This is a genomic window from Mangrovibacterium diazotrophicum (assembly GCF_003610535.1).
Classification (GTDB): Bacteria; Bacteroidota; Bacteroidia; order Bacteroidales; family Prolixibacteraceae; genus Mangrovibacterium; species Mangrovibacterium diazotrophicum.
Window position 1 is genome coordinate 84874 of record NZ_RAPN01000006.1, and the last position, 21745, is coordinate 106618.

At 46.9% G+C, this 21745-nt stretch carries 15 protein-coding genes; 6 read left to right on the forward strand and 9 right to left on the reverse strand.

What is annotated here, in order from left to right; translation table 11 throughout:
* Nucleotides 1-27: 27 nt before the first annotated feature.
* The 3 genes from BC643_RS22730 to BC643_RS22740 form a co-directional block, all read right to left on the reverse strand.
* On the reverse strand, nucleotides 28-882 hold the full coding sequence (locus BC643_RS22730) for an AbiJ-NTD4 domain-containing protein (RefSeq protein WP_120275742.1): 855 nt from the start codon (nucleotides 880-882) through the stop codon (nucleotides 28-30).
* 241 nt (nucleotides 883-1123) lie between these two features.
* Nucleotides 1124-2065 (reverse strand): hypothetical protein, encoded by a 942-nt coding sequence (locus tag BC643_RS22735; RefSeq protein ID WP_147377314.1) that lies wholly within the window; start codon nucleotides 2063-2065, stop codon nucleotides 1124-1126.
* A 197-nt stretch (nucleotides 2066-2262) separates the two neighbouring features.
* Nucleotides 2263-2667 carry a hypothetical protein gene (locus tag BC643_RS22740; RefSeq protein WP_120275745.1) on the reverse strand — a complete coding sequence of 135 codons (405 nt, stop codon included), beginning with the start codon at nucleotides 2665-2667 and terminating at the stop codon, nucleotides 2263-2265.
* 727 nt (nucleotides 2668-3394) lie between these two features.
* On the opposite strand from BC643_RS22740, the gene BC643_RS22750 reads away from it, so the two are divergent.
* Entirely contained in the window at nucleotides 3395-3676 is a 282-nt protein-coding gene (locus tag BC643_RS22750; RefSeq protein ID WP_120275749.1) for a hypothetical protein, read from the forward strand.
* On the opposite strand, the gene BC643_RS22755 is transcribed toward BC643_RS22750, so the two are convergent.
* Nucleotides 3654-4403, reverse strand: coding sequence for a helix-turn-helix transcriptional regulator (locus BC643_RS22755; protein ID WP_120275751.1), 750 nt, complete (start codon nucleotides 4401-4403; stop codon nucleotides 3654-3656). The two genes, BC643_RS22750 and BC643_RS22755, sit on opposite strands and share 23 nt — an antisense overlap.
* 248 nt (nucleotides 4404-4651) lie before the next feature.
* Between BC643_RS22755 and BC643_RS22760 the strand changes: the two genes are divergently transcribed.
* The 5 genes from BC643_RS22760 to BC643_RS22780 all read left to right on the forward strand — a co-directional run bounded on the left by BC643_RS22760 (nucleotide 4652) and on the right by BC643_RS22780 (nucleotide 14526).
* Nucleotides 4652-5362 (forward strand): hypothetical protein, encoded by a 711-nt coding sequence (locus tag BC643_RS22760; RefSeq protein WP_120275752.1) that lies wholly within the window; start codon nucleotides 4652-4654, stop codon nucleotides 5360-5362.
* A 1097-nt stretch (nucleotides 5363-6459) separates the two neighbouring features.
* Nucleotides 6460-6624 carry a hypothetical protein gene (locus BC643_RS23455; protein ID WP_170154664.1) on the forward strand — a complete coding sequence of 55 codons (165 nt, stop codon included), beginning with the start codon at nucleotides 6460-6462 and terminating at the stop codon, nucleotides 6622-6624.
* A gap of 738 nt (nucleotides 6625-7362) precedes the next feature.
* The gene (locus tag BC643_RS22770) at nucleotides 7363-10623 is read left to right on the forward strand and encodes a toxin-antitoxin system YwqK family antitoxin (protein ID WP_120275756.1); all 3261 of its coding nucleotides are present in this window, start codon (nucleotides 7363-7365) and stop codon (nucleotides 10621-10623) included.
* Nucleotides 10624-10629: 6 nt separating this feature from the next.
* Complete coding sequence (locus BC643_RS22775) at nucleotides 10630-12552, forward strand: transglutaminase-like domain-containing protein (RefSeq protein WP_120275757.1); 1923 nt, start codon at nucleotides 10630-10632, stop codon at nucleotides 12550-12552.
* A 21-nt stretch (nucleotides 12553-12573) separates the two neighbouring features.
* Nucleotides 12574-14526, forward strand: coding sequence for a DUF3857 domain-containing protein (locus BC643_RS22780; RefSeq protein ID WP_120275759.1), 1953 nt, complete (start codon nucleotides 12574-12576; stop codon nucleotides 14524-14526).
* A gap of 112 nt (nucleotides 14527-14638) precedes the next feature.
* Here the strand turns inward: BC643_RS22780 and BC643_RS23790 are convergent, their stop codons facing one another.
* The 5 genes from BC643_RS23790 to BC643_RS22805 form a co-directional block, all read right to left on the reverse strand.
* Nucleotides 14639-14788, reverse strand: coding sequence for a PspC domain-containing protein (locus BC643_RS23790; protein WP_120275760.1), 150 nt, complete (start codon nucleotides 14786-14788; stop codon nucleotides 14639-14641).
* Nucleotides 14789-15408: 620 nt separating this feature from the next.
* Entirely contained in the window at nucleotides 15409-16587 is a 1179-nt protein-coding gene (locus tag BC643_RS22790; RefSeq protein WP_170154665.1) for a TolC family protein, read from the reverse strand.
* On the reverse strand, nucleotides 16574-19684 hold the full coding sequence (locus BC643_RS22795) for an efflux RND transporter permease subunit (RefSeq protein ID WP_120275763.1): 3111 nt from the start codon (nucleotides 19682-19684) through the stop codon (nucleotides 16574-16576). Before BC643_RS22795 ends, BC643_RS22790 begins: the two co-directional genes overlap by 14 nt.
* 15 nt (nucleotides 19685-19699) lie before the next feature.
* Nucleotides 19700-21214, reverse strand: a complete 1515-nt coding sequence (locus BC643_RS22800; RefSeq protein WP_120275765.1) for an efflux RND transporter periplasmic adaptor subunit — start codon at nucleotides 21212-21214, stop codon at nucleotides 19700-19702.
* A 108-nt stretch (nucleotides 21215-21322) separates the two neighbouring features.
* Nucleotides 21323-21718, reverse strand: coding sequence for a hypothetical protein (locus BC643_RS22805; RefSeq protein WP_120275766.1), 396 nt, complete (start codon nucleotides 21716-21718; stop codon nucleotides 21323-21325).
* Nucleotides 21719-21745 lie beyond the last annotated feature (27 nt).

The window sequence follows — 21745 nt, forward strand, 5'->3', positions numbered from 1 at the left end:
TTGTATATACATTGTTGTGCCCAGTTATTATATTTCCAATCCTATTTTTTCAGCCTTTGTTATCAAATAATTTATAAATGAGCTACACGAAACCAACATATATTTTGCATCACTGAAGTCTGGTTCATTTGGTTGCTGGACTATTGCATGTCTTATCCCACTTTCTTTATCATTGGTATAAGCATATATTTTGTCAAATCCTGCTTTTAATTGATTATTTATATTTAGTCCCTTTTCTTCTAACTTATTCAGAGCTTTGCCCAATGTATTTTCATTAGTTATAATCCTACAAGTTGCCTCAACTGCTGAAATTGATTCCTTTATTGAATTTCTATAATTTGGGTTTTTCCTATCAGAGAGTAAGTCAAGCGCATTTTCTAAGTGAACATTTGCTCCATTTAAGGCAGAAAACTGACTCGTATTTTTAGTCGCAGTAGATAACTCTTCCAATTCAAGTTCATTTGATATCGGCGCAATCAAATTGTCAATTATTCTATACCCAGCAAATTCACGTTCTAAAATAGAATTTAATGTGTCGACAAATTCCGTTTTGTTATAATGGTCATAATCCAAATTCAATAAGAACTCTATAAAATCATAACTTTCGTACCATTCGTCTTCAAAAAACCTTTTGCGAATAAAATCCTCAATTTGGAATTCATATTCAGGTATTCTGTCAACAGGTAATTTGTAAAAGTGATGCCAAAGCACATTGGCAAACCCATTAAATTCTCCACGATTATAATTAGAAGGGCGTGGTATTGGGTCGATATAAAGCAATTTAATTATATTCCATAAACCATTCTGTAACTCAGTATCTATAGATTCTAACTGAATTTCTTTCGTTGCTTTTTTCTTTCCTATTCTTTGTGAAAATCTCATATACTTAATGTTCGATGTCAGTTTTCTTTAATTGGGCACAACGGTGAGTATAAGATACGTAAGTGATTTCGAAGCTCTTACCTGTCAAGTTGCACTGAGCCAAATTTGCGTTTTGACACAAATTTAATTCTTCAAACCAACCCGTCAAATCGCAGATTTGGCGGAGCTGATTAAATGCTCGAAAGCTTCGTAAACCACTGAACCACTTATGTTTTTTATACATTGTTGTATGCAGTTTTTCCTACTTCAATCCTGCTAATATCTCAGTCAAATTATTCTTTTCAATCGCAAATTGATACTTGTCTGAATAATATTCGCTTGCTGTACTTAAATCAATAAATACTTTTACAAGTCCTTCATTTTTTGAAATATAATCAAATAAGATTGCCTTATCACCAGATTCCGAAGCTCCATTATTGTAAAAGAAAATCCTTACTGATTCTACCTTACCATCAGGGAATTTTAATTTCATTCTACCGAATTTACTGTCTGGGAATGTTTCTTTCATACTCAATGAGCTATTATAAATATCAAAGTATAGTTTTCCACTTTGAACCATTGCTTTAATATAAACTTCATTATTAGAAGTAATCGAATTCTCACTTGTTCCACGAATTAAGCAATATGCAAATCCATCACCTGTTTTGTCTCCGAATTCGTCTACATAATTACCTTCTTGCCATTTACCTAAGTTTTTCTCAAATTCTTCTTTTTCTTTTATAGCAACTTTTTGGGCTTCAATTGCTTCTTTCGTGTCAGAAGATAAATCAGTTCTATCAGTCTTATTTAATTTTAAAGTCATGTCGGAACCAATAGCACTATATTTTAATCCAGTTTCTGTTGGTACAATATGGGCTTCGAAGTCTGGTGCAGAAATTATTAAACTGTCATTTCGTTCAACAATTTTAGAATCTAAAAGTGTTGTTTCACCTGCCATAAATAATATCCCTTTAATAGAGTCTCCTTTTATACAAAACTCTATCACTGCATTCTCTAAAGCTACATTTAATAATCCCATAGCAAACGCATTTTCACCGTCCATTTCTGCTTGTAGACTACTTTTTAGTGATTCTTTGTCCACTTCAAAAACTCCTTGAATTTTTGCAGTCGGACTTGTACTACAGGAAATCATAATTGATAAGGTCATTACCAGTATCAATCCGATAGTAATTCTTTTTCTCATGTCAATTTATTTTAATTATTACTTATTGGTTTCGGTTTTCTTGAATTGCATACAACGGTCACTTGCAAGTTGTCGTTGCGGATTTCGAAGAGCGTCAGTGTCCGACAGGACATGACGGTCAAGAAAGGAGCAGAGACAACGAACACCACTGCACCCGCAATGCAATTTGCAAAATGTTGGGTGCAGTATTTTATTTATTATTTATAGACTTTATAATAAGGGTCATGTTTTGAATTTAAATGATTCAATAAACTATCATTAGATATTTCAAGTTCCCAAAGACCATATATAGTATTATTCTTTAATTTACATTTCCAGAGGTTAATAACGTCTCCCGTTTTTGAGTCCTTCCAATGATATTGATAGCAGTCCCAAAATCCAGATACATTGTTGACCTGTTTGGATTCAGCTTTCATGTCAAGTGATGAATTAAATTTACTAACCAGATTTTCCGCTTCAATTTCACTAATGCCAGATTTCATAATGTTCCATATTGTATCAGCTATCGTTCGACAAGCGAGACTTGTGTCATTTTTGTATTGATTGTATTTGAATTTGGTTTCTTCATCGTCGGCAACAACAGTCCATGATGAATCAATCATTTGACCTATTTTAATTCCATTATATGAAATTCGGTCATGTTCGTTTCTTTGACAACTCAAAAGAACGAATAGGAATAAAGTGTATGTGATATAGTCTGTTCTCATTTCAATATTGCACCCAACGTCTGTGTATATGACGGGTGTATTATATATCGCTTATAGGGTTCAGTTTATAACTTACTGCTTGACTATACTTTATCCTTCAAAATAAACGCTGGCGGGCTTTGGGTTTTTGCAAGCGTTTTTTCCGTACAGGTAAAAATCTCAGTTGTTTCGTTTATGCTGTTTTTTTAGGTCTGCAAAAACCATTTAAAGCCCTCCTATCTTTTCATACTAAATTTCAAATGTTCTACTCCGCCAATGGCTATTGGCGGCAAATTGAAGTATGCACCAGGTGCACGCATTAAGTTTGGGTTCATGGGTTGTTTGCTTTTAGAATTGGTTTACAATATACTAATAAAACAGTATAAATACCATCATAATTTTATACATGGATTAAAAATTATTTCAACAAACAACAAAAGACAAAACAGTATTTATTTACTAACTATGAGGAACTTACACAAACACACCTAAAACACGAGTTAAGCGATAGATCAAAACAGGAGCATAGTGATTATCGTAATTCCATTTTAATAAAAAAAGAAGATGCCTGGCGAAAAAGCACCACCAACCGATACTGATTGCGTCGGACAGCAGGCAACAGTTATTTTTCAATCGGGCACACGTGATTCTTCGCTTAACGCTGGTGATTTTTTTAGTAGGGCTATTCATTCTGTCCTACCCGCAACTGATTTTTAAGGTGCCGTTGGTGATTTGTCGTCTGCTGCGCCTGATTTTTGTTACCGTATTCCTGATTTTTTGTTTCCGGCTGGTGATTCTTACTCGGCTGCTGTTGATTCCTTTCAAAAGAATCAGCTGCCGCGGCCAGCCGGATCAGTGGGGCCAGCCACGCCAAAGCAGCGGAATCAGCCGGCCTGCCGCTGCTAATAACCGTAAAAACAACTGAAATAGTACACCAACTGGGGGTTGTTGGCTACATACACGTGTTGGCGGAGGTAAACCAGCGTGTTGGAAACAGTGGCTTCGGAGCAACCAACCAGCTGGGCAATTTGCTTCACACTGCGCCCCTGCCGGAGCAATTCGAGCATCGGGCGCCGCTTGTCGGAAAAGCTGGGGTAGTTGCCTTCCCCGCGTCGGAACAAAACAGGCTCGAGACCGGGAAGCCGGCCAAAAGCACGAAGAGGTGGCGAGTGAAGTTGCGCACTGTCGATACTGTAGGCCCAAAACAGGCACAGCCCCTCGGGAAATTGGGGCACAGGCGCCAGGTAACGGAAGTGCATCAACAGCCGGTGCGCATGGCTCGGCTGGTTGTCGCAGCAAAAATCGAAGCTGAGCCGGTAGTTGGGGTAATCGTCGGGCGGCAGGCTCTCGAGAAACTGGTGAACCTTTTCGAGGCTTTTGGCTACAAACTGTTGATCGACGGGCCGCAGCAGCTGTAAAAACCAATCGATGGTGGGCCAGCCGGAATCGTGATCACCATCGGGCAGGTATTCCGGGGCGGGAGCCGCATGCTCAAACAGCAGCAAATGCCTGTTTGCCCGGTTAATGATACCAAACTTCCGGGCGCTTCCCCAGTTCAACAATTTGACTTGCTGATGAGCAACATCGAGCGCCGCATCGGCCTCGGCTGCCCGAAAACGACTGTTATACCACAAGGCAGTTAAATCATCCATCGTGTTGACCGCATTCGTTAGAACCAATTTTTATACACCAGGCCGGCGCTTGTTCCTCCCTGCCGCGATCTCCCCTTCTGAAGCTGTTTGGCCATCCCCTTGTTAGTTGTTCTGGATTGGCCTTTAACGAACCTGTTTATAATAGATTTTTACTATTTCCACCGAAAACCAAAGCCTTTAACTTTATTTTCAGCAAGTTACAAATATTTTTCATAAACATTATAATCGAAATATAAATTTTATATATTATGGCAACAAACCGATCACGCATCCCCGGAGCAATTGGATTATTCAATAGCTATATTGCAAGTACTGCTGATTATTTTGAGGCAGGCACACCCGAGAGCAACGCCGCCCGACTGGGTATCCTGGATACCGAGAAAACGGCCTGGCTCGCTTTTCGCGATGAGTGGAACCCGCTGTATCCGCTGTACGAGAACAAACGCAGCACCCGCACCATGCTGGTAACCGACCAGCTGCATGCCATTATTAAGGATACCAAGACCTACGACAAAGAGCATCACCTGCTGGACCGTATTGCGGCCTCGCCGAATGTAACCATCACCGACTTGTCGACCTTTAACATCAAGAGCGGCCCGCTGGCCAAGCAACGACGCACAAAGCCCAGCAAACCGATTGATGCGCTGGTGATCCCGGACCTGGTACAGATTGGTGGCGGCGAGCTGAGCATCACCTGCCGCAACAACATGGATGCCCGCACAGGTATCATTGACGAGGCCAACGGCGTGGAACTGCTTTACCTGGTGGGTACCGAGCCTCCCGCATCGGCCAACGATCCGCTGCTGCGGCAAAGTTTCTCGAGCCGCGCCCGCTTTACCCTCAATCTGGGCAACGACAGTAACGGGAAAACAGCTTACCTGTATTTCCGCTGGGTGAACTCGAAATACCCCACCCTCGCCGGCCCCTGGACCCGGATGTATTCGGTGTTGGTGGTGTAAAGAGGAGATGACTTCGCTACGCCTGGAATGCAATTGTGGTTTTCCATCAAGATTGCTTCGCTGCGCTCGCAATGACGGAGCAAAACTTTCTCTCGTCCATTAACTTGTAAGTTCATCACTGGTTACTAACCCCTAAATCCCCTGAAGGGGACTTTTAGCCTCCCCTTTAGGGGAGGTTTGCCCGCCTGACCGGACGGGCAGGGAGGGGTAACGTCTTTTAATGATCACCATCGTCATTGCGAGAAGGAGGCACGACGACGAAGCAATCTGTTCGGAAAACCTTCCACGTGCTGAAGAACGACGAAGCAATCAAAATGAACAGCCTGTCCGGCTTGAGGACAAACAACTGGGGCGTTGCCCCAAACCCCACAAACTTTTTTGTCTTGACACCAAAAAGTTTGCAAAAAAAGTCAAGGCTGATTTTTATCTACAACCTTCATCTTTCTGAAAGCTAAGTTCAACGAGTGATTTCCTCCTGCGTCGGAACTTCTCGTTTACACTAAGCTTCCAGTTTGATTCCGGCTTTGATAAAAATAGGCCGGTCCGAAATCGAAACCCTTCATGCACAAAACTTGTTCGAAGCGGTGCGTGGGCCGTCAAAACGCCCGGCAGAGGGTTCGTTTTGACAAGATTTTTGGATACTTTTCATCAATTGGAAAAGTATCAGCCTGTCCGGCTTGAGGACAAAGCAAGCTCTCCACCATGCGGCGCATGCAGCCACTGATATCAAACAACACTATCGGTGCGCCGAAAACCCGCTGTGCTCATTAACCCCGGGTTACCACCCGGGGCTATAAATATTTCACCCCGACGGGGTGAGAAGATAATTGCGCAAGGTTGATTGAAGCACCGACTGCACGCAGCATGCATTGTCGCAACAAGATTGCTTCGCTGCGCTCGCAATGACGGAGCAAAGCTTTCTCTCATCCAATAACTTGTAAGTTCATCACTGGTTACTAACCCCTAAATCCCCTGAAGGGGACTTTTAGCCTCCCCTTTAGGGGAGGTTTGGAGGGGTAACGTCTTTTATTTATCAACCATCGTCATTGCGAGGAGGAGGCACGACGACGAAGCAACCTGTTCGGAAAACCTTCCACATGCTGAAGAACGACGAAGCAATCAAAATGAACAGCCCGTCCGGCTTGAGGACAAAACAAGCTCTCTCCTATGCGGCGCATGCTGCCACTGATATCAAACAACAATACCAGTGCGCCGAAAACCCGCTGTGCTCATTAGCCCCGGGTTACCACCCGGGGCTATAAATATTTCACCCCGCCGGGGTGAGAAAATAATTGCGCAAGGTTGATTAAAGCGTGACTGCACGCAGCATGCATTAACAGCAACAAGATTGCTTCGCTGCGCTCGCAATGACGGAGCAAAGCTTTCTCTCGTCCATTAACTTGTAAGTTCACCACTGGTTACTAACCCCTAAATCCCCTATAGGGGACTTTTAGCCTCCCCTTTAGGGGAGGTTTGGAGGGGTAACGTCTTTTAATGATCACCCATCGTCATTGCGAGAAGGAGGTACGACGACGAAGCAAACTCTCTCCCATGCGGCGCATGCTGCCACTGATATCAAACAACAATTCCGGTGCGCCGAAAACCCGCTGTGCTCATTAACCCCGGGTTACCACCCGGGGCTATAAATATTTCACCCCGACGGGGTGAGAAAATAATTGCGTAAGGTTGAACGAAGCGACGACTGCACTCAGCATGCATTACCGCAATAAGATTGCTTCGCTGCGCTCGCAATGACGGAGACATAATGTAAACTAATTCAAAATAACATTCCCCCGTTTGACACTTAACGAAATTATTGTACTTTCAACTTTTGGATCATCGAGGGTCCGGAATCAGCTCCAACCGAACAACTACATAATTTCGTCTTTGTGGAATGAGACTACCTGACATGTAGCTTATTGGAATTCAACTGTGGCTATTCGGTTCGAACTGTATAAACAAAACCTAATATTCATACTTAAAAGCAATAAGCGCTTATTATGCTCAAAATCTCATTATTCACCGTCCTGGTTTTTCTAATCAACTCTGTTTGTGCGCAACAAACACCTTCAGAAGAACTCATTGAAAAAGGTAAAAAACTCTACGACGAAGGTCAGTACGACCAGGCTATTCAGCAGTACCGTTTGGTTCTCGAGAACGACTCGAACTACAATGCGATGATGGCTGAACTGGCGATGACCTACCTCGCCAAAAACAGTTACGACAGTGCTATTTACGTTGCCAACCAGGGGCTGGCGGTAAGCGGTGCCGACAAGATGCACCTGTTGCGAACCAAAGGCACGGCCTACGACGCGTTGGGTGAAACCGACAAAGCCATTGCAACTTACAAGATGGCCATTGAAAGTTACCCCTACAACTACCTGTTGCATTTTAACCTGGGGATTACCTACTACAACAACGGCATGTATAAGGAGGCGCTGGCCTGTTTTGAGCAATCGGCTACCGGCAACCCGTACCACGCGTCGAGCCACCGAATGCTGGCACTGCTGGCTGCCCGCCAAAAGATGTACACCCGCGCGTTGCTCTCGCTGGAAACGTTCCTGGCACTGGAGCCCGCCAGCAGCCGAAGCAATCCCATGTTGGTTTACCTGGAAAACATGTCGGGCAACTACCTGGATACAAGCATGGGCGAGTTTATTGAACCGTTTATCGACAACTCCATTTTTGAAGAGGTAGATCATTACTTCAAAGCGAAACTGGTACTCAACTCCCGCTATCCTTCTATTATCGACTTCCGTGCCGACCTGGTGAAACAAACCCAGATGCTGGTTCAGGTTCTGCCTTTCGACAAGCTGGGCGATGATTTTTGGGTGAAGATGTATTTCCCCTTCTTCAACGCCGTTAAACAAGGAAATTACCTGGAGCCGCTGTTGTACACGCTCCTCACCTCCACCGGGTCCGATGCAGTGAAAGACTACCAGTCGAAAAATGAAAAAACACTGAAAGCATTCTACCAAACCGGTAGCAACCTCAGCTACATCAAGCAACAGCGCATGGCCAATCTCGACGGTGAGATGAAGCTATACCAATGCCGCTATTTCGACGATGGCCAATTGTACAGCATTGGCAACAAAAATGATCAAGACGCAGAAACCGGTCCCTGGGAATATTTTTTCAGCAATGGTGCGCTTCAAGCCAAAGGCCGTTACCTGAATGGCAGTAAAGACGGCGACTGGGTTTATTACACGGTAGATGGCAACCTGAAATCGACTGAAAGCTACACCAATGCAGGGCTCACCGGCGATTACACCGATTATTACGACAACGGCAACAAACGCCTGGTAGCTCCATACCTCGACAATCAGGCACAGGGCACTGTCCGCTGGTACGACTATTTTGGCAAGATCAGCAGCCAGGTTGACTTTAAAGACAGCCAACGCCAGGGAAAAGGCTTCAATTACTTCATGACTGGCCAGGTTAGCGAAAGCTTTAACTACGAAGCCGGTGAGTTAACCGGTGCCGATATCCATTTCTTCAGTACCGGCGATACCTCCTCGGTTTACAACTACGAAGCAGGCCAACTGCAAGGCCCGAGCCGCAACTACTTCATGAACGGACAGATCGCTTCGTTCGGAAATTACAAAGACGGCAACCAGGATGGCGAATGGCTTGAGTACTATTCCAACGGAAAACTAAAAGCCCGGGCAACTTACACCGATGGTGAAGTAACCGGCAAATACACCTCCTACTACCACAACGGCAAACCCGAGTCGGTGCGCCTGTTTAATGCGGAAGGACAACCGGAAGGACAATCGCTCTACTACAACATTGCGGGCGAACTAACGACCGAAGAAATTTATACCAACGGAATCCTGGTTAAAGTATCTTCATTTGACAAAAACGGAAAAGCTTACGCCATCTCCGATAGCGCCGAAGGCACCTTCGACTTTACGACCTACGATACCGATGGTAAGAAAATGAATGAAGGTTCGTATGCGCAGGGAACACCAACCGGCCAATGGAACGCCTACTACAAAAACGGCCAGGTTTCGCAAAGCACGAACTACACAGACGGCAGACTGGATGGTGAAGTCAAACATTTTTATCCGAACGGAAAGCTGAAGGATCTTGTAACTTATCAGGAAGGACAACCGGTCGGCCAGTTCGTTCAGTACGAAATAAATGGTAAAGTGAAAACCGAAGGCTGGTATAAAGATGGGCTGACAGATAACTTCTGGCGTTATTACAACTCCAAGGGAGAGCTGACCGCCGAAAACTATTACATCGAAGGAGATCTGACCGGTTACAATTACGAATACAGCGCATCCGGCTACCTGAGCAGTAAACGGAAAAACCTCAACGGCCGCGTTTTAAGTTACATTGAGTTTAATGAAAAAGGCGACACCACAAACTACACCGACCTGCAGACCGACTCGTCCATGATCTTCCGTGGTATCGGCAACATGAAAAACTGCGAAATCACCACCACTGCAGGCATGCACCAGGGATCGTTGACCTGGTATTACCCCGACGGAACGGTTTCATCCAAAAAGATGATGGAACTGGGATTGCCTGAAGGCCCCTATGTACGCTACTATGAAAATGGCCAACTCGCCCGAAGCGGTGGTTACCTGAACGGTAACCAAGTCGGCAAGTGGAATTACTATTACGAGTCGGGAGCCAAGGAGCGTGAAACCTACTTTTTTGAAGATAAGAAAGACTCCATCTCCTGCAGTTACTACGAAAATGGTCAGTTGGAAGAAAAAGAAAGCTATTTCGACGGTGACTTGCAGGGCGACTGTTACCAGTATGATGATAACGGTGAGCTGATGATCAAGCTCATTTATGCCAACAATGAGCTGATGGGTTATCAGTACAACAAAAACGGTGAGCTGTGCGACACGATCCCGGTAACAGGAGGCCAGTTTAAAGTTGAAGCCTTCTTCAACAATGGCAAAAAAAGCTATGAACTCGACCTGTTGAACTTCGCTAATGAGGGACAACTGAAGAAATACGACAGCAAGGGCCAGATCCGGATTGTCCGCAACTACAAGGACGATCTGTTAACAGGCGTTAGCCAGGACTACTACGCCAACGGCCAGCTGAAAGAAGAAATTCATTATGTGGACGGTTTGAAAGACGGCGAAGAAAACCAGTATTTCGAAAACGGCAAGCTTAAAAAACAAATCAGCTGGAAATCGGATGCCGAACACGGCCCAACGAAATACTTCGACGCTACCGGCAAACTAATCAAAGAAGTCGATTACAGCAACGGTCTGTTTATCGCTGTGAAAAACTAAGAGAGCATGAGAAAGATACTGATCACCTATCTAATCGTCGTTACTGCAATGACTTCGTGGGGAAAAGCCGGCGACGATTTCGAGAAAATCAGGAAGGAGTATTCGAGGTACAATGCCGTGATTACCGAACGGGAAGAGTTTTACCTGTTCGATCTGGTTGACGACTCGGTGAACGTGACTCAAACCGTCAGCCAAAAGACGTTGATGCTGAACGAATTCTCGAAAGAGTTTACCAACGACCAGATCGTGTACGACTCCTTCAGCAAACTGCTCGAAAAAGAAGCTTACACCCTGGTGCCGAATGGCAATAAGTACAGCAAAGTGATGGTTGAGAATTTCCAGGAATCGAGCGATATGGATGCCAGCATCTTCTACGACGACTCCAAGAAGCTGAAATTCGCTTACCCCTCGCTTCAGCAAGGTGCTGTGACCGCGCTGAATTACAAACTCAGCTATGTGGACCCGCACTTCATCCGGAGCGCCTTCTTTCAATCCTACATTCCCATCATCAAGGACAAAGTTGTCCTGAAGATTCATGAGAATATCGATGTTGGCTATCAGCTGCGAAACAGCGACCAAGCCAACATTCAGGTAAAAACCTACCAAAAGGGAAAGTACAAGTACATCGAGTTTGAAGTGGCGAACGTCGATCGCTTCAAGTATCATCTTGGCGAATACTATTCACTTCGCAACATCTGTCCCCATGTTATTATTTACATGAAAGAAGCCCGCCTGGCTTCGGAAACAAAACAGTATTACGGCGATGTGGACGATTTGTACCGCTTCAGCAGCCAGTACGTCACCGAAGCCAATGTGGACGACAACGATGAGCTCAGCGCACTGGTCAAGGAATTGACAAACGGTTTGAGCGACGAAGAAAAGGCACGTCAGATTTATTATTGGGTACAAAAGAACATCAAGTACATCGCTTACTCCGAGGGCTACGATGGTTTCCGCCCGATGAAAGCCGTCGACGTTTATAAAAAGCGCTTTGGCGATTGCAAAGGCATGTCGAGCCTGATCCGCAAGATGATGCTCCTGGCCGGATTGGATGCCAAATTCACCTGGGTCGGAACACGCCACATTCCTTACAGCTACACCGAGGTGCCGCTGCCCATTACCGACAACCACATGATTGTTTCGTACTTCGTAAACGACTCGGTGATTGTGCTCGACGGAACATTCAAGTACCTGGATTACGGCGTTGTACCTTATCACATTCAGGGCAAGGAAATCATGATCGGGATGGACGACGATAAATGCATGATCCACAAATTACCCGTCACCCCTCCCGAATACAGCGTATTGAGTGACTCGGTTTGCATCTCACTGGATCAGGATCTGGTGATCGGCAAAGCCAAGCGAATCCAAACCGGGTTCAACAAAGTGGAGATTGCGCACGCTATGGACGGTGTGAAGCCCGACGACTACCGTAAACGTTTCTCGCGCATTTTCGAAAAAGGAAACAACAAGTTCCTGGTCGACAGCTTCCAGGTAATCAACCTTTTTGAATACGATCGCCCGGCGGAGATCGACTATGAATTCAAACTGCAGGACTACTGCAAGCATTTTGGCGACGAGGTTTACATCAATCTCAACATGGACAAATCTTATCAGACCATGGTTGCCGATACCAGCAACATCATCTCGCCAATCGAAAACGACTTCTACTGCATGGAGAAATATACCACCGTGTTTGAAGTTCCCGAGGGCTACCAGGTTGACTTTATTCCCGAAGGTGGCGAATACCAGTCGAAAGATTTTGGCTTCAACATTCAATACAAACAAGAAGGAAACCGGATCATCATGCAGAACGTGATTCGCTTCGAATTCTTTGTCCTGCTGGAAGACCAGCTTGACGACTGGAACAAAATGATTAGTGAGTTGAACAAGCAGTACCGCTCAACAGTGGTGCTCAAAAAATTATGAACTAAAAGATAAAAAAACGATATGCGACATCTATTGACAATAATCCTTTGCTGCTTGTTTGTTGCAGCCAACGCCAACAAGCCAGCCACTCCTCTTTTGTGGGAATCGCATCCCAGCTACACCACTGTTTTACCGGAGTTTGCCGGCGAAAATGTCATCGGCCTTCTGCTGGACGAGCGCCTGGAGTATTACCACAACGACGAAGGCAACTTCCTCGGTCAACGCAGCATCCACAAGAAATTCCGGATCAACAACGAGCAATCCATCAACGACTTCAACAAGATCTCCGTCTCCATGGCCGATGTGCTTGAAACCGTTGACATCAAAGCTCGTGTGATCAAGCCCGATGGTAAAATTGTGGAGTTCGACAAAAACAACATCAAGGAGATCAAGGATGAAGAAAGTGGCGATGCTTACAAGATTTTTGCCATCGACGGTATTGAAGTTGGCGACGATGTTGAGTTCTACGTGGTGACCAACGTAACGGCTGACAATTTCGGACGCTTCTTCCTGCAATACAGTTATCCTGTTCAAAAGGTAAATTTTGAGCTGATAACACCCGAAACAATCCTGTACGACTTTAAAGGCTACAACGGATGTAATGAAGTTAGCCACACCGTGATGGACGACAAACGAAACGTTTACAGCTTCAGCGAAGAAAATATCAAAGGTATCAAAGACGAGAAGTTCAGCTATGACACGCCACGCAGACAACGCCTGGAATACCGTTTGGACTATAACCTGAATAAAAGCCGGGCGCAGGTGCTCAGCTGGGACGAAGCCGCCCAACGTCTTTACGACATCATGTACCTCGATCCCGATCCGAAAGTCATGAAGAAATGGTTCGACGACATCAAGCTGACAGCCACCGACAATATTGGTAAAGTGAAGCAAATAGAGGATTACCTGAAATCCAACGTGTATATTCAGGAGTTCCACTCGTCCGAGTTTGACGACATTTCCTTTGTTTACGACAAAAAGATGACCAGCGGACGCGGAATGACCGGACTGATGGTGAAACTCTTCGCGCAATTGGGTATCGATCACGAAATCGTCATCACCTCTCCCCGCGATAAAGTCAAATTCGATCCCGACTTTCAATCGTGGAACTACCTTGACAAGTTCCTGATCTACATTCCGGAAACTGATCAGTACATCGACCCCGCTGCACAAGGCTTCCGTTTAGGATGCTTCAATGGCATGCTGGCCGATGAGTATGGTCTGGCGGTTGAGCGGGTGAATATCGGCTCCTTCCAATCGGCAATCGGCAAAATTAAACACATCGATGCACCCGGCCCCGAAGCAAACTACAACAACATGTACATCCAGGTCGACGTCGATCCCGACGAAGCCTTAGCCAAAGTGGACACCTATGTTGGCTTCAAAGGTTTGAGCGGTGGCTTTGTCAGCCAGTTCTACAAGGTCATTGATGAAGACCAGAAGAAGAACATGCTGAAAAATATGATGGTGATCAGCGTCCCCGAAAATGATATCCTGTCGGTTGAAAAAGGCGAAGCACAGGCAAACCAGGATAAGATCGCCGATGCAGAGATGATCGTTCACTCCAAAGTCGCCAGTACCTCATTCGTTGAGCAAGCCGGTAACAAACTGCTGCTCCACCTGGGCAATACCATTGGCCCGCAAGCCGAAATGTATTTTGAAGAAGATCGGGATCAGCAGGCTGAAAACGAATTCAACCGCACATACTACCGGGAGATTGTTTTCAACGTACCGGATGGCTACCGTATTAAAAACCCGGAAGCAGCAATTATGTCTGTGGTTGAAAAAGACGGCGATAAACCGGTCTTTGTATTCAACTCGTCCTACAGCTACGAGGGACAGCAATACAAAGTCGTTATTGACGAGTACTATAGCGAAATCACCGTTCCGGAAGAACGCTTCGAAGGATTTAAAAATGTGGTTAACGCTGCAGCCGACTTCAACAAAGTCGTTTTGGTATTGGAACCGATGTAGCCGATTGAATGATTGGATAAAAAAAAGGAATCCGGCTTAAGTGAATAAGCAGGGTTCCTTTTTTAGTTTCAATGAAAACGGGAAACTTCCGCGTTGAATAGGCCGGAGCAGCTTATTTGGAAAACATCTTCACCAACCAAAGGATCAGATACAAGCCTAACCCAACTCCGAATATCAGTACACCTACCACAAATGCAATTCGGATGCCCGTTACATTCCAACCTAATTTATCGCTTAGCCATTGTGAAACACCTAAAATCATAGTCGTCAATTTATTGAGTTTAACATCTTATTCAAATGTAGTAAATAAATAGCATCAACGGATAAAAATCCGATCTACCAAAAAATCGGGTCCTGCAGAAACTACCAACATTTCACCCCGTCGGGTTGAGAAAACAAGTACGCACAATCTTGATCAAAGCGCCGACTGCACGCAGCAATAGCGAACGAAAACACGGAAGTGCGACGCGTGAGCGTCAGGCATGTAGTGTTCAGAGTGAGCGGTGCGCAGCAATTGCCTCGGGCAGTCTTGACCTTTTGGTTCGTTTTGTGTCAAGACAAAATGAACAGCCCGTCCGGCTTGAGGACAAAAAGATGAGACGGTTATCATGAGACGGCTTTCTCTGCGAAATGATCTACATACAGGAATAGCAACAGGATTGCATCATTCTACAACGGGCATTACGCATGAATCGCAACGAGATGGCTTCGCACCGCTCGCCATGACGGGGATGCGTAAATTTGAACAAGGGAGCTTTTGCTTCACGGCCGCAAAAGCTCCCTTATTTTTTTCATTCTCAAACATCGTCTTTGCTAAGAGGAGGAACGACGACGAAGCAATCTTTCTCCTCTTATGGCCTTGTACAACGACGTGGCAAATCGCTACATGCCAAGCATCTGCATCTTCACCCACGCCAGTTGCAGTTCTTTTTGCGCTTCCAGATACTGATCAACGGCTTCGTAGTTAAACTGCATTTCGAGCAGGTACTCAATCAGCGAGATCTGCCCTGCATCAAGCGCTTCCTGCAACAGATTCTGCTGCTGCATGCTCTCAAGTTCTTCCCGAAAACCTTCCACTCGGGCCGATGCCAGCTGTACCGAGCGGTAAAGCTTTTGTAATTCAGCAGTCAGTTGAAGCTGAAAGTCCTGCTGCTCCAGCTGCGTGGATTCCTGTAGCAAACGAGCCGCCTTCACAGTATTCTTATTTTCCCACAAAGGAATGGAAAGTCCAAGAGTCACTCCCTGAAACTTCTCTCCCACGGTATTCTCCATCATGTAGCCACCATTAATCTTCGGCAGGCTCTTCCCGCGGTTCAGTTTCAGTTCTCGTTCAGCCGCATCTCCTTCCAGCATATACCAACGAGCTGTCGGGTTATTTTGCATCACCGCCTGTTCCCACAAATCAAATTCAGCAGGTAGACGGACCGGCTCATAAGTTTCCCCATTTACCGGTAGTGGCTGATTCCCGTTAATTGCATTCAGGCTGAGCTGCAATAGCTCTTTTTCCTGCTGCAAGCGTGCCAGTTCTTTTTCAGCCTGCATCGCATTCAGCGCCGCTTTATTACGGTCGATCCGGTTGGCATCGCCAGCCGTTAAACGTTCCTCGTACGCATTGCCCAGCTTGACAGCCAGCTCCGTCCGTTCCCGCTGAATCGCGATACGTTGATTCAGACTCACCAACTCTACCCACAACTGCGCTGCTTCCTGCCGCAAAGCCAACCGGTATTGTTCAGCACTCAGGTCGGCCTGCAGGTCGCGCAGATCGGCCAGCTTTTTCTGATGGTGATAAACCGTTGGAAAAGCAATCTCCTGGTTCACCGAAAAATCTTTGCGGTTACCAATCGCTGATGGGCTTCCCCACAGGTAGCCACCATTCACCTCCGGGTTATCGGGCGTGTTGCCGATCCGGTTTTCGGCTTTCTGTGCTTCAGCCTGCGACTGTTGCGCCTGGTAAGCGGTATTGTTTGTTTCTATTTGTTGTAAAACATCGTACAGGCTTTGCTGTGCCAGAGCCGGAACTGCGAACAACAGCATCAGCAAAGCGATATTAATTTTTCGCATCGTCATTCTGTTTTAATAAGCCAAAGCGGTGCAGCAACTGGTAGATCACCGGCACCAGGTAAATATTCAGTAATGTTGAAGACAGCAGACCGCCCAGGATGACCTTGGCCATCGGGCTCTGGATCTCGTTGCCCGGCGCATGGCCGCGCAAAGCGAGCGGAATCAAAGCCAAAGCGGCAGTAAGTGCTGTCATTAGGATCGGGTTCAACCGGTCGACTGATCCGCGGATCAGGATGTCGCCCAGTTTCATGCCTTGCTCTTCCATTTGCTGAAAGCGAGACACCAACAAAATCCCGTTACGCGTGGCGATTCCAAACAAGGTGATAAAACCGATAATAGCCGGGATGCTGATGATACCCGAAGTGACGTAGATGGCAAATACACCGCCAATCAATGCCATGGGCAGGTTCAGCAAAATGATGCCCGCCAGCTTCAGGTTCTTAAACTCCTGGTAGAGCAAAAGGAAAATGATGAGAATGGCCAACACGGTTGCTGTAGCCAGCGTTCGCGATGCACGGGCCTCGCTTTCGAACTGCCCGCCATACTCAATGCGGTAACCTTCGGGCAAGCTAATGTGCTCTGCGATTGCTTGCTTGATATCCGCCACTGCACTGCGCAGGTCACGCTCACTCACATTGGCCGAAATAACCAACTTGCGTTGCACATCTTCTCTGCTGATTCGGTTTGGTCCGGATACCGACACAATTTCGGCCACCTGCTCCAAAGGTACTTTACCACCGGCGCCGGTATCAATCAGCGCCGATTTCAATCCTTCCATGGTATCGGTGTAATCGGGGTTGAAGCGCAGAATCAGGTCGTAGCTCTGCTGCCCTTCATAAATATCGGCAAGCTTCTCACCTCCTAAAGCCAGGTCAACAAAATGGGTAAACTCGTCGATGCTGATGCCGTACTGTGCCAACATGGTGCGGCGGGCTTTAATCTGAATCTGCGGGACCTCTACCTGTTGTTCCACATTCACATCCACCAGCCCGTCGATGTCGGCTATATTTTGCTGAATCTGTGTCCCTAAACGGTAAAGCTCCGTAAGGTCGGTACCGAATAACTTAATGGCAATATTGGCGCGCGTTCCCGAGAGCATGTGGTCGATACGGTGCCCGATGGGCTGCCCCACGGTTGCGGCAATACCGGGGATGTGGCTCAGCTTATCCCGAACATCTGCCATAAAGACCTCACTGGATCGTTTGTCGAGATTGAACTTCACCTCAATCTCAGCACTGTTTGTCGACTGCGAATGTTCGTCCAGTTCGCCGCGCCCGGTTCTGCGTGCGGTGCTTTGCACCTCGGGTATCGATAAGAGTTCCTGTTCAATCAGTTTTCCCAACTGATTACTTTCGTCCAGCGAAATTCCCGGTTGGCTGACTGCTGCAATCGTCAATGCACCTTCGTTAAACTCGGGCAGGAAACTTCGTCCCATACCGGCAAGTAAAATGACAGAAACAATCAACAACGCAAACGCTGCACCAAGGACAACTTTCTTCCAGCGGAAAACCGTCAGCAAGGAACGCTCGTAGTAGTGATTCATCTTCCGGGTCAACCAGTTTTCCTTATTCTTCCGGGTCAGGTACTTGTCGCCCGTTAACAGCAAGCGGCACAACAGCGGCGTCAGCGTCATCGCCACAATCAGCGACATAAACAGCGACACGATGTAGGCAATCCCCAGTGGCTTCAACATCCGCCCCTCCATTCCCGACAGGAAAAACAGCGGGATAAAAGCGACCATGATAATCAATGTCGCATTGAAAATGGAAGAACGAATTTCCTTCGATGCTTCAAAAACAACTTTCCAGGGAGTTACCCGCTCGGCTGCCGGCAACTGCCGGTTTTGCCGTAGCCGCTTGAAGACATTCTCCACATCAATAATGGCATCGTCGACCAGCGAACCGATCGCAATTGCCATCCCGCCCAAACTCATCGTGTTGATCGTTAATCCGAAGGCTTTTAACACCAGCACTGCCCCCAGCAACGACAAAGGAATCGCCAGCAGCGAGATGATCGTCGTTCGGAAACTTCCGAGAAAGAGAAACAGGATCACAATCACAAACACGCCGCCTTCCAGCAGCGAATCTTTGACATTGTCGACAGCCGTTTCAATAAAGTCTGCCTGCCGGAAAATATGTGAATCCAGCACCACATCTGGTGGCAAGGTTTTGCTTAACGCCTCCAGGTTCCCGGAGATTCGTTCTGTCAGTTTCAGGGTGTTGGTATTGGGCTGTTTGGATACCGAAAGAATGACGGCCGGCTTTCCGTTCTGCGAAGCATAACCCATCTTCACCGCTGCGTCTATCTTCAGCTCGGCCACATCTTCCATGTAAACCGGCTGGCCATCCTTCAACTTAATCAGCGAGCGCCCCAGCTCATCCAGATCAGAAGTCCGGGCCATCCCACGCACAACATATTCGTTGCCATATTCCCGCACAACACCTCCGGTTGAGTTCTCGCTCATCCCGGCGCAAACCGAAGCCAGTTCATCCAGACTGACATTGTAAAGATCCATCAAACGCGGATTGACCAGGATCTTGTATTGCTTGTAGTCTCCACCAATAATGGTCACCTGCGAGACGCCTCCCGTAGCCAGTAACACCGGCTTTACATTCCACTCAGCCAACGTGCGCAAGTCCATCATATTGGTTGAGTCGGCCTGCAGCCCGACAAACATCACCTCGCCCATCACGCTCGACTGTGGCGCCATCGTGGGTTGGCCAACGCCGACGGGCATTTGCCCGGCCAAAGTCACCAGCTTCTCACTCACAATCTGCCGGGCTTTGAAAATGTCAGTTCCCCAGTCAAACTCAATCCAGACAAATGAAATCCCCTGTGCGGAATTCGAGCGCACTCGGCGAACATCGGTTGCACCGTTTACCGCCGTTTCAATCGGGAAAGTTACCAGGCGCTCCACCTCTTCGGCTGCCATGCCGTGTGCATCGGTCATTACAACCACCGTTGGTGCTGTGAGATCCGGAAACACATCCACATCCATGTCCCGAGCCGTGTAAACACCGGCGAACAGCAACACAGCTGCCCCCAACAAAACAAGTAGCTTATTTTGAAGAGAAAACTTGATTATTCGATCTAACATAGCTCCTCCCTTCGTTTAGTGCACGTGCCCGGCATGCGGGTCAAGGGTTGATGAAGCCGAAACCAGTTTCAGCATCACAGCGCCTTTGGTAACAATGCGCTCATCGGCACTTAAACCGCGCTTGATGGCCGTTTCGTAACCGTTGGATGAGCCCGGGAAAACCTGCCGTTTTTCGAAAAGCTCCGGATTCAGCTGCACAAATACAAAGAAGTTACCCTGTTGCTCCACCAATGAAGTTACCGGCACAACCACTTCATTTTGCTCCGAACCGGTTGTCAGGTTCATCTCCACGTAACTGCCCGGAACAAATTCGCCGGCATTATCCGCTTCAAAATAAACCGGAAGCAGAAAGTTGCTTTCCTGCGTACGTTGACCAACCGACAATAATTTGCCGTTCAAATCGTCCAGGTTTCGCCAACCGGGATTACTCGTATAAAAAGCAACCGAACTGATTTTGGACAACTGCTTGCTGTACTTTTGCTGCACACCGGCAACCAACTGCACTTTGTCGTAACTGGCTAACGTTGCCAGCGGATCGCCTGCCGAAACGTGTTGCCCGTTTTGCACACGAACCTGTTCCAGCACGCCCGTTTTGGGTGCCCGAACACTCTGCCCTTGTGAGTTGAAATTCGCTTTTAGATTCTCATACTTCGCCTCAGCTTTCTCGAAACTGTTGCGGGCTTGCAGGAATTCCTTCTGCGAAACAATTTGCTTGTCGGCCAGTTGCTTCATACGTTCGTACTCGGCTTTGGCCAGCTCATAGTCGCCTTCAGCGGTCTGATAAACCAGCGCCGCATTATCGTCGCCCATACCCGAGCCGGTAATGGTAAAGAGTTGCTGCCCGGCCGTAACAGTGCTTCCGCCAACAATCCCCGCCGAAGCAAATTGAACAACACCGCTCGTTTGAGCAGTCAGTGTTCTTGTTTTTGCCGGCAATGCTTCCACTCGCGCTGTCGTCTTGATCAGCTGCCCGAAAGGTTTGCTTTGCGGCAACGCGGTGGCAAAGTCCAGTTTCCAGGATTGTTCTTTCGTGAACGGAACTGCCGTTGCCGGTGCATCCTCTTCTTCCAGAAAGTGGTGCGGTTCGTGACTGTCCGCAAATACCTTCACAGGAACTGACAGCTCATTCACACCGTCTTCTGCTGCGACACGAAACTTCAATTGTCCGGCACCCGCTTTTGGTGCGTTAACCACCACCCGGTAAATTCCGGGAGAAACCGCCTCAGCCTTTGCCTGCGATTGTTCGCCGTTTACCTCCAGCAGAGCATTCACCACTGCTCCCACAAGCGGCTTAAAGTTTTCCAGGCAGGTAAAATGAGCCAGCACATCAGCAGACTCTCCTGCGACAAAAGGTTCCGCTTCGGCAAACAGCTCGTAAGTATCGTTGTATTGAATTAGTTTTTGACTGATTTCTTCGTGATGATCATGGCCATCATTCTCATGATCATGATCGTGTTCTGTTTTTTGATGGCTGCTGCAGGCCGCTAAACCGAGGGCCGCAGCAAAAGCCACAACATATAATCGCTTCATTCTTTCTTTGAATTGAAAAATGATGAATACCAACGCCCTTTCCGTTTTCCTCTGAAAACAGAACTGACGAATAACTATTTTCGGAACAAGGGTGTTCCGTCCAAAAGATTATGCGATTACAGGAGGTGCACGGAGACCGGCCGTGTGCCGTTCCGGAGATTTGGGAACAACGATCCGATGTTCGAAATAGGATGTTTCTTCTTCCTCCGGGTAATAAATTTCGAGTATTACAAAAGCGGTCAATACCGCCGCTTTCAGATCCAAGGTTTTCCCGGGAACGGGATTCACAACAAAGTGGCAAGGAGCCTGAGACTCTTCTTCATGATGGCACACATCTTCCGCGCAAAACTCTACATGAAACTCTGACTGAAGAGCTGAAACCTCTTGGCAACAGCTGTCCTCAAAGGATTTCTCGTGATGGTGATGCGGCACAAAACTATGCATCAAGACAATCAGGTAGACTGCCAGAAGACCAAAGGAAAATATGTGCCTTGCCTTTTGCATGCCACAAAGATATGTTTTTCGTCAAAT